The 9,777-nt window shown below is 72.6% G+C and carries 8 protein-coding genes and 2 pseudogenes; 5 read left to right on the top strand and 5 right to left on the bottom strand.

What is annotated here, in order from left to right; translation table 11 throughout:
• Nucleotides 1-208 (top strand): annotated as a pseudogene (locus ABZE72_RS13355) (3-deoxy-7-phosphoheptulonate synthase); the annotation flags it as partial.
• A gap of 73 nt (nucleotides 209-281) precedes the next feature.
• Entirely contained in the window at nucleotides 282-1,145 is an 864-nt protein-coding gene (locus tag ABZE72_RS13350; RefSeq protein ID WP_372729524.1) for a hypothetical protein, read from the top strand.
• 6 nt (nucleotides 1,146-1,151) lie between these two features.
• Here the strand turns inward: ABZE72_RS13350 and ABZE72_RS13345 are convergent, their stop codons facing one another.
• Genes ABZE72_RS13345 through ABZE72_RS13330 form a run of 4 tightly spaced genes read right to left on the bottom strand, consistent with a single transcriptional unit; the run spans nucleotide 1,152 to nucleotide 5,843 of the window.
• Nucleotides 1,152-2,147, bottom strand: a complete 996-nt coding sequence (locus tag ABZE72_RS13345; RefSeq protein WP_372729523.1) for a low specificity L-threonine aldolase — start codon at nucleotides 2,145-2,147, stop codon at nucleotides 1,152-1,154.
• 2 nt (nucleotides 2,148-2,149) lie between these two features.
• Entirely contained in the window at nucleotides 2,150-3,484 is a 1,335-nt protein-coding gene (locus ABZE72_RS13340) for a class II 3-deoxy-7-phosphoheptulonate synthase (protein ID WP_372729522.1), read from the bottom strand.
• 34 nt (nucleotides 3,485-3,518) lie between these two features.
• Nucleotides 3,519-4,547, bottom strand: a complete 1,029-nt coding sequence (locus tag ABZE72_RS13335; RefSeq protein WP_372729521.1) for a 6-phosphofructokinase — start codon at nucleotides 4,545-4,547, stop codon at nucleotides 3,519-3,521.
• Nucleotides 4,548-4,604: 57 nt separating this feature from the next.
• A complete protein-coding gene (locus ABZE72_RS13330) occupies nucleotides 4,605-5,843 on the bottom strand; it encodes an MFS transporter (RefSeq protein WP_372729520.1) in 1,239 nt (412 codons plus the stop codon).
• Between the two features lie 61 nt (nucleotides 5,844-5,904).
• Here ABZE72_RS13330 and ABZE72_RS13325 point away from each other — a divergent pair, with 61 nt between their 5' ends.
• Nucleotides 5,905-6,732, top strand: coding sequence for a DUF1028 domain-containing protein (locus tag ABZE72_RS13325; protein ID WP_372729519.1), 828 nt, complete (start codon nucleotides 5,905-5,907; stop codon nucleotides 6,730-6,732).
• A complete protein-coding gene (glpK, locus tag ABZE72_RS13320; protein WP_372729518.1) occupies nucleotides 6,729-8,231 on the top strand; it encodes a glycerol kinase GlpK in 1,503 nt (500 codons plus the stop codon). The genes ABZE72_RS13325 and glpK overlap by 4 nt, the downstream gene beginning before the upstream one ends.
• Here the strand turns inward: glpK and ABZE72_RS13315 are convergent.
• Complete coding sequence (locus ABZE72_RS13315) at nucleotides 8,228-9,127, bottom strand: hypothetical protein (RefSeq protein WP_372729517.1); 900 nt, start codon at nucleotides 9,125-9,127, stop codon at nucleotides 8,228-8,230. The genes glpK and ABZE72_RS13315 overlap by 4 nt on opposite strands.
• A gap of 322 nt (nucleotides 9,128-9,449) precedes the next feature.
• Between ABZE72_RS13315 and ABZE72_RS13310 the strand changes: the two are divergent.
• Nucleotides 9,450-9,777 (top strand): annotated as a pseudogene (locus ABZE72_RS13310) (HNH endonuclease); the annotation flags it as partial.

Below are 9,777 nucleotides of genomic sequence, written 5' to 3'. Positions count from 1 at the left end.
GGACCTCGTCGTACCGCTCTCCCGGGCCGCGATCGCCGTGGGCGCCGACGGCATCATCGTCGACGTCCACCCCGACCCGGAGTCGGCCCTGTGCGACGGCCCGCAGGCGCTGCTCGGCGCCGAGCTGCGCGAGCTCGCCCAGGCGGTACGACGGCTGCCCGCCGCCGTGGGCCGTGTCGACGCGAGCACCCTGGCCCGCAGCAGCTGACGGCGCGACCTGCCCCCGGGACTCGGTGTCGCCTACGCTGGCGCGGTCCGCAGCCGACGAAGCAGGAGGGTCCATGGAGCAGTGCGTGCGCTGCGGCCATGCCCTGGGCCTCGGTCGGTTCTGCCTGAACTGTGGCCACCGGGTCGGTGACCCCGTGCAGCCGGTGCTGCTCGATCCGCCCGACCAGCCCGTCGCCGCGCCCCCGCCGCCGGCCCGCGCGCCGGCCCGGGCGCATCGTGGGCCCGGGCAGGCGCGCGCGTGGATCGGCTGGATCGTGGCGCTGGTGCTCCTGGCGCTGGCGGCGGCGTTCGGCGTCGGGCTGCTCACCGCCGACCCCGCTCCCCGCTCGGCCCCCGCCACCGCGCCACTGGCCCGTGGGACGCCGCCGAGCGCGTCGCCCACCGCGCAGTCGAGCAGCGCCCCACCCGCGGCGAGCCCCAGCGCTGAGCCGGTCGACGTGGCGCGGTTCGCCGCGGTCGAGGTGCCGGCCACGGCGCCGCCGAACCAGGACCTGAGCGGCAACCTGGTCCGCTACGAGGCCGGCAACCTGCTCGACGGCGTGCCGACCACCTGCTGGCGGATGGCCGGGGACGGCACCGGCGAGATCCTGACCTTCGACCTGCCGGAGCCGACGACCCTGAGCGTCGTCGGGCTGGTCAACGGCTACGCCAAGTCGGCACGGGACTCGTCGGGGCGCGGGCTGGACTGGTACCGCGGCAACCGTCGGGTGCTGCGGGTGCAGTGGCTCTTCGACGACGGCTCGTCGGTGACCCAGGACCTGACCGAGGACCGGTCGCTGCAGCAGCTCGAGATCGACCCGGTGACGACGTCCCGGGTGCGGTTGCGGCTGCTGGAGGTGTCCAGCCCGGGGGCCGGGCGGGCATCACGCGACTACACGGCGATCAGCGACGTGGCGCTGGTCGGCTCTCCCGGCTGAGCGGCCTCAGACCAGCCGGGCCAGCACGGCGGCGGCCTTCTCCGTGTCGTCGCGGGTGACGTCGAGGTGGGTGACCAGCCGGACGGTCCGCGGCCCGACGGTGGCCACGGCGACGCCGGCCTCACGGGCGGCGGCCACGAAGTCGGCCGCGTCGTCGCGGGGCACGACCACGATGTTGGTGTCCACGCTGTCCGGGTCGACGCCGCAGGCCTCGGCCAGCAGCCGCGCATGGGCGTGGTCCTCGGCCAGCCGCTCGACGTGGTGGTCCAGGGCGTGCAGACCGGCGGCAGCCAGGATCCCGACCTGACGCATGCCGCCACCCATCCGCTTGCGCCAGACCCTCGCGTCGGCGACGGTCTCCGCGCTGCCGACGAGCAGGGACCCGACCGGTGCGCCCAGCCCCTTGGAGAGGCAGACCGCCATCACGTCCGCGATCGCGCCGTACTCCGCGAGCGCGACGCCGGTGGCCACGTGGGCGTTCCAGATCCGGGCGCCGTCCATGTGGACGCGGGCGCCCGCGTCGTCCGCGAACTCCCGCAGGGACCGCAGCTCCTCGATCCCGAGCACCGCTCCCCCGGCGAAGTTGTGGGTGTTCTCCACCGAGATCGCCGCGGTCGGCACGAAGAACGGCCCCATGTCGGGGGCGAACATCGTCTCGATCATCGACAGGTCGACCTGCCCGCGCGGGTGGAACCAGGTGCGCATCGTCACCCCGGTGTAGGCCGCGTGGGCGCCGAGCTCGGCGCGCGCGATGTGGGCGCTGGCCTCGCAGAGGATCTCCTGGCCGACGCCGGCCACCGAGCGGACTGCCAGGATGTTGGCCATCGAACCGGTCGGGGCGAAGAGAGCGGCCTCATGGCCGAAGAGCCCGGCCACCCGCTCCTCGAGCCGGGCCACGGTCGGGTCCTCGGAGTAGACGTCGTCGCCGACCTCGGCGCGGGCCATCGCGGCACGCATGGCCTCGGTGGGTCGGGTCAGCGTGTCACTGCGGAGGTCGATCACCCTCAGGCCTTGCGCAGCATCTCGGCGACCAGGAAGGCCAACTCGAGGGACTGCACCCGGTTCAGCCGCGGGTCGCAGACCGACTCGTAGCGGTTGCCGAGGTCGATCTCGGCCAGCTCCTCGCCGCCACCGACGCACTCGGTGACGTCGTCGCCGGTCAGCTCGACGTGGATGCCGCCGGGCCAGGTGCCGAGCGAGCGGTGCACGTCGAAGAAGCCCTGGACCTCCTCGATCACGTCGTCGAAGGCGCGGGTCTTGTAGCCGGAGCTCGCCTCGAAGGTGTTGCCGTGCATCGGGTCGCAGACCCAGGCGACCTCGACCCCGGCCGCCTGGACCTTCTCGACCAGCGGCGGCAGACCCTCGCGGATCTTGCCGGCGCCGAAGCGGGTGATGAACGTGAGCCGGCCGGGCTCGTTGTCCGGGTTGAGCTTGGCGGCCAGCGCGAGGGCGTCGTCCGGGGAGGTCGACGGGCCGAGCTTGACGCCGATCGGGTTGCGGATGTGGCTGAGCAGCTCGACGTGGGCGTTGTCGAGCTGACGGGTGCGCTCGCCGATCCAGACGAAGTGCCCCGAAACGTCGTACGGCGTGTCGGTGCGCGAGTCGATCCGGGTCATCGCGTGCTCATACTCCAGCACCAGCGCCTCGTGGCTGGAGTGGAAGTCGACGCGGTGGAACTCGTCGGGGTCGGCCCCGATGACCTCCATGAAGGTCAGCGCCCGCTCGATCTCGCCGGCGATCCGCTCGTAGCGCTGACCGACCGGCGACTCACGCACGAAGTCGGTGTTCCAGGCGTGCACCTGGCGCAGGTCGGCGTACCCACCGGTGACGAAGGCGCGCACCAGGTTGAGTGTCGCCGCCGAGGAGTTGTAGACGTCCACGAGCCGCTGCGGGTCGGGGACGCGTGCCTCGGGGGTGAAGTCGAAACCGTTCACGGCGTCGCCACGGTAGGCCGGCAGCGTCACGCCGTTGCGGGTCTCGAGGTCGGACGAGCGGGGCTTGGCGTACTGCCCGGCGATCCGGCCGACCTTCACGACCGGCACCGAGGCGGCGTAGGTCAGCACGACCGCCATCTGCAGCAGCACCCGCAGCTTGTTGCGGACGTTGTCGGCAGTGACGCCGGCGAAGGTCTCCGCGCAGTCGCCTCCCTGGAGCAGGAAGGCTTCGCCGCGGGTCACCGCGGCGATCTTCTCCTTGAGGTCGTCGCACTCGCCCGCGAAGACCAGCGGCGGGACCGTCCGCAACCGGGAGACGGCGGCGTCGACGGCCGCCCGGTCGGGGTACGTCGGCTGCTGGGCGGGCCCGAGGGCGTGCAGGGTCTCGAGGTCGGGGATGCTCACTTCTCAAGCCTACGCGGAGCCCGTGCCGGACTCCTCATCCGAAGAAGACCTCGGCTTCGGCGTACTCCTCGGGACTGACCAGCTTGAGCTCGGCGGTGCCCTCCCGGAGCGGCACCCGGATGATCCGGGTGCCCCGCAACGCCATCATCGTGCCGAAGTCGCCGTCGGCGACCGCATCGATCGCCTGGAGCCCGAAGCGCGTGGCCAGCCAACGGTCGAAGGCGGTCGGCGTGCCGCCACGCTGCACGTGGCCGAGGACGACCGCGCGGGCCTCCTTGCCGGTGCGCTGCTCGATCTCGTGGGCGAGGCGGTCCCCGATCCCGCCGAGGCGGACGTGGCCGAACTCGTCCTTCTCCCCCGAGACCAGGGTCATGTCGCCGCCGTCGGCGGGCACCGCCCCCTCGGAGACCACGACGATCGGGGCGTACTGGCTCTGGAAGCGGGCCTCGACCTGCGAGCAGACCTCCTCGATGTCGAAGGGCTGCTCCGGGATCAGCACCATGCTCGCGCCGCCCGCGATGCCGGAGTGCAGGGCGATCCAGCCGGCGTGACGACCCATCACCTCCACGACGAGCACCCGGTGGTGGGACTCGGCGGTGGTGTGCAGCCGGTCGATCGCCTCGGTGGCGATGTTGACGGCCGTGTCGAACCCGAACGTGAAGTCGGTGCCGGAGAGGTCGTTGTCGATGGTCTTCGGGACGCCGACGACGTTGACGCCGAGGTCGGCCAGCTTGGTCGCGACCCCGAGGGTGTCCTCGCCGCCGATCGCGACCAGGGCGTCCACCCCGTGCTCGGCGAGGTTGGCCTGGATCCGCTCGACGCCGTTCTCGATGGAGAACGGGTTGGTCCGCGACGAGCCGAGGATCGTGCCCCCGCGGGGCAGGATGCCGCGGCACTCCTCGATGCCGAGCGGCATGGTCAAGCCCTCCAGGGGGCCCTTCCAGCCGTTGCGGAAGCCGATGAACTCGAAGCCGTGCTGCTGCACGCCCTTGCGCACCACGGCCCGGATGACGGCGTTCAGTCCGGGGCAGTCGCCGCCCCCGGTGAGTACTCCGACACGCATGTTCACTCCTCGATTGGATCGTTCACATCGTCGGGTCGACCCTAGCCCGCCACACGGTCACGCCGCCACCGTCTGCTCGTGGCGGCGCATCACCCGATCCGCTGCCTCGGGCATGGAGCGACCCAGCGCGGCGATCACCAGGGCGCTGGCGAGGGCCACCACCGCCATCACCCACCACAACGGCGCCGCGCCTCGCTCCAGCAGCCAGGCGAACATCACCGGCGCGACCGCGCCGGTGCCGTTCCAGGCGATCTGCACCAGCGAGAGGTAGCGACCCCGCAGGTGGTCCGGAGCCGCCTCGGCCGCGAGGGCGGCCAGCACCGGCCCACCGGTGAGCTCGGCCAGCGTGTAGACGACTCCCCCGAGCACCAGCACCGCGGTCGCGGCCAGCACGGGCAGCACGCTCACCCCCAGGAAGATCGCGTACGACGCGACGAACACGGCCTGGGTCAGCAGCAGCATGCGCACGCGCACCCGCCCGGACATGGCGTTGACCACCAGGCCCTGACCGAAGCCGACCATCAGGCAGTTCACCGTGAAGACGACCCCGATCACCCAGCCGGGCAGGTCGAGCACCGTGACGGCGTACACCGGCAAGGCGTAGTTCAGGATCATCATCGGCAGCGAGTAGCCCGCCTGGGCCAGCACCAGGAGGCGGTAGGGGCGATTGGCCAGCACGGTGCGCCAGCTCCCCGGCAGGGGCTCGTGCGCGGTGGGCCGTACCTCCGGGACCGCGAGCAGCAACCACAGCGCCACGAGGTACGAAATCGCGTTGACGGCAACGACGGCGGCGAACGCGGAGTCGGTGCCGATGGTCACCGCCAGGCCGGAGGCGAGTCCACCGATCGCGAACCCGACGTTGCGCAGGGCCCCCAGGAAGCCGAACCAGCGCTCGCGCTGGCCGGGCTGGGAGATGGTCGTCACGATGTTGCCGAACGAGCCCCAGAAGCAGGTGCGGCCGAGGGCGCCCACGACGGTCCAGGCGAGCACGCCGGCGAACGAGTCGACGACGAGGTAGGCCGCGAAGCTGGCCGCCTGCAGCGCGTTCCCGGCCAGCAGCAGCCGTTTGGCGCCCAGCCGGTCGACCAGGCTGCCGACCACCGGACCGAGCGGCAGCGAGACCAGGGTGGCCAGCGAGATCGCCGAGCCGACCTGGAGCAGCGTGAGATCGGTGACGGCCAGGAAGTAGAGCATCGAGACCGGCATGAAGACGCCGCTGCCGACGGCGTCGACGGCGATGGCGGTGACGAAGCGGCGGTGTTCGCCGACGGCGGGAAACCCGAGACGTTGCAGCACGCGTCCATGGTGCCTCGTCGTACCGACAACCCGGAAACGGTTTGTCGGTAGGGTCCGCGCCATGACCTTCTCGATCGTGGCCCGGTCCGCAGACGGCGAGTCCTGGGGGGTGGCCGTCGCCTCGAAGTTCCTCGCGGTGGGCTCGGCGGTGCCGGCCGCGGTGGCCGGGGTGGGGGCGATCGCCACCCAGGCGGACGCGAACGTCGCCTACAAGGGATTGGCGCTGGCGCACCTCGACGACGGCGCCACCGCGCCCGTAGCGCTGCAACGCCTGCTCGAGGACGACGAGAACCGCGACCACCGCCAGGTCGGGATCGTCGACATGGACGGCACCGCCGCCACCCACACCGGTCCGGCCTGTCTGGACTGGGCGGGCGGCGCCACCGGTGAGGGCTACGCGATCCAGGGCAACGTGCTGGCTGGGCCCGAGGTGGTCGAGTCGATGCAGGCAGCCTGGGAGACCTCCGACGACGACGCTCCGCTGGCCCGTCGACTGCTGGCCTCGCTGACCGCCGGCGACGACGCCGGCGGCGACGCCCGGGGCAGGCAGTCGGCCGCGATCCTGGTGGTCCGGGACGGGGCCGGGTACGGCGGCCTCGACGACATCGCCGTCGACCTGCGCGTCGACGACCACGCCGACCCGATCACCGAGCTGGCCCGGCTGCTCGACCTCAACGACCTGTACCTGACCGCCTCCACCGAGCAGGAGCGGGTGCCGGTCACCCCCGACCTGGAGCGCGAGCTCGAGGAGCGCGCCCAGGCCCTGGGTGCCCGGGACTTCCACGCCTGGGTGGGCACCGAGAACTACGAGATGCGCGTGGCGGCCGACGGCTCGTGGGTCGACGAGCGGATCCTGGAACTCCTGCGCACCCAGGCCCCCAGCGCATGAGCGTGCTCGCCATCGACGCCGGCACCACGGGCGTCACCGCAGTCGTGGTCTCCCCCGACGGCGCGATCGTGGCCAAGGGCTATCAGGAGTTCGCCCAGCACTTCCCCGAGCCCGGCTGGGTCGAGCACGCGCCCGAGGAGATCTGGCAGGCGACCCTGCAGGCGACCCGCGAGGTGCTCTCCCGCTGCGACGCCGGCGAGCTCACCGCGATCGGGATCACGAACCAGCGCGAGACGGTGCTGCTCTGGGACCGCGAGACCTTGGGGGCGCCCCGTCGGGCGATCGTCTGGCAGGACCGTCGTACCGCCGACATCTGCGCCCGGATGCGCGAGGCCGGTCACGAGCCGCGGGTCAGCGAGCTCACCGGCCTGCGGCTGGACCCGTACTTCTCCGCCACCAAGCTGCGCTGGATCGCCGAGCACGAGCCGCGCACCTGGGACCTGGTGGAGTCCGGCCGGTACGCCGTCGGCACCGTCGACTCCTACCTGGTCGCCCGGATGACCCGGGGCACCTGGCACGTCACCGACGTCTCGAACGCCTCCCGGACGCTGCTGTTCGACCTGACCACCGGTGACTGGTCGGACGAGCTGTGCGAGCTGTTCGGCGTCCCCCGCGACGCCCTGCCCGACCTGGTGCCCAGCTGGGGCGAGATCGGCACCACCGACCCACGCAGCTTCTGCGGCCTCTCCCTGCCGATCTCCGGGATCGCCGGTGACCAGCAGGCCGCGCTCTTCGGCCAGACCTGCTTCGACGTCGGCGACTCCAAGTGCACCTACGGCACCGGCTCGTTCATCCTGACCAACACCGGCAGCACGCTCCAGCGCTCGGAGGCGGGCCTGCTGTCCACGGCTGCCTGGCGCGGCCCCGACGGCGAGATGACCTACGCCCTGGAGGGCGCGATCTTCGTGACCGGCGCCGCTGTCCAGTGGCTGCGCGACGGCCTGCAGATCGTGGGGTCCGCGGCCGAGACCGCCGCCATCGCCGCCACCGTCGAGGACACCGACGGCGTCGTCTTCGTGCCGGCCCTGACCGGGCTGGGCGCTCCGCACTGGGACCCGCACGCCCGCGGCCTGCTGATCGGGATGACCCGCGGCACGACTCGGGCCCACGTCGTCCGGGCCACCCTGGAGGCGATCGCCTTCGAGGTGCGCGACGTGCTGGAGACGATGCCGGGCTTCGCGCCCGGCGGCAGCGGGACGCTGTGCGTGGACGGGGGCGCCAGCGCGAACGACCTGCTCTGCCAGATCCAGGCCGACCAGGTCGGCGTACCGGTCGAGCGTCCGCGGGTGGCCGAGACGACGGCCCTGGGCGCGGCGTTCCTGGCCGGGCTGGGCACCGGGGTCTGGGCCTCCACCGACGACCTGCGCGAGACCTGGCAGCTGGACCGTCGCTTCGAGCCCGAGCCGGACCGGACACGTGCCGACGCCGGCCATGCCCGCTGGCGGGAGGCGGTCACCCGGTCGCTCGGCTGGGCGAACCACGCCTCCGCGCAGGGCTAGTTGTCCAGCCTGGCCAGCGCTGCGGCAGCGGCCTTGTGCTCCTTCGCGGCGAGGGCCAGCGCGTCCTCGGCCTCGGCCTTGACGTCCTCGGCGTCCGCCAGCTCGTCGTCGACCTCCTCGGCGCGGGTCTCCGCGTCCGCGAGCCGCCGGCGCAACTCGTCGATCTCGCCCTGGAGCTGCATGCTGCGTGCCTCGAGCTGCTCGACGTCGGCCGTCGCCCTGTCCCGCGCCCGGGTTGCCTGGTCCAGCTGGTCCTGCGCGTCCTCGAGAGCGTCCCGGGCGGCCGCGATCGCCTTGGCGTCGGCTTCGGGATCGGGTACGACGTGCAGCTCCGGTCGGGCCGGCGGCACCTCGACACGAGGAGTCGCGGCGAAGCCGAGGGCGTCGGGCAGGGCGACGGCCCCGGCCACGTCGGTCCCGCCGACCCCGGTGCTGGCCAGCGGTGCCACCAGCAATCCGCTGCGCACCGCCCCGGCGCACTCCTCGTCGACCATCGCGGCCGTCAGCGTCGCCTCCACCTGGTCGGCGACGCTGCCGGTGACCCTCACGCCCAGGTCCCTGGCGAGCGCCCGGGCCCGGGTCGTGACCGCGGCCGTGAGCTGGCGACGCTGCCTGGTCAGGGCGCGCAGCTCCGCACCGTCGAGGTTGGCCTGGGCTTCGCGCAGGGCGGCGCCCACGGCCAGCACCTGCTCGACCTGCTCGGCGTCACGTCGTACCAGCACGTTGACGACCCAGGCAGCCAGCGAGGGCTTGCGCAGCGCCCTGACCCGCGCGGACAGCTCCTTCTCCTCGGCCTTGAGCTCCTTGGCGCGTGCGTCGCGTGCCGGCGTGAACGCGGGCAACTCGAGACCATAGAGCTCGTCGGCGATCTCGAGGAGACGCGCGTTCTGGGCCATTCCGGGATCCTAGGGCGAGGGCGTTGCGCTGGTGTGGGAGGACCTGCCCGTGGGTGGCGAGGCTGCGTCAGTCAGGGGGTGGGTGTCGATCCTGTGGGCTTGCCCGCTGATGGTGAAGGTCGAGTGGTCGCGGCTTCACCATGGGATGCAGGTGAACCGGCACTTCCCACGGCGAATTCACCATGGGAAGCGACGTTTCGACGACACCCCATGATGAAGCGACGGGTGCCGGGATCCGCCCGCGCTGCGCCGGCTGTGGAGAACTCGTCTTCTGGGTCTGGGACTGTCGGTGGTCGCTGGTGGAGTGGGTGGCATGACGGCGATGGCGCACTCCGAGGCTCGGCACGTGGTGTCGCGGACCGTGGCTGACCTGGCCGAGCGGGTCGCCTCGGTGCGGGAGTCGTCGTTGTGGTCGATGTCGCCGGCCGAGACCGAGCAGACCCTGGTCGCGTTGACCCGGTTGTCGGCGCAGGTCGCCGAGCTCGAGCTCCGGGTCGCCGAGCACGCCCGCACCCTCGAGGTCGGCGAAGCCCGGGGCGCGACCTCGACCACGACCTGGTGGGCGCACGCCACCCGCCAGACCCGCGCCGAGGCGCACCGCAAGCAGCGGCTCGCGACCGACCTGGAGCGGTACGGCGTGGTCCGTGACG

This window comes from Nocardioides sp. (genome assembly GCF_041600255.1).
In the GTDB taxonomy this organism is placed as follows: Bacteria; Actinomycetota; Actinomycetes; order Propionibacteriales; family Nocardioidaceae; genus Nocardioides.
The sequence above is the reverse complement of the archived record's forward strand: the minus strand, read 5'-3'. Positions and strand labels throughout refer to the sequence as shown.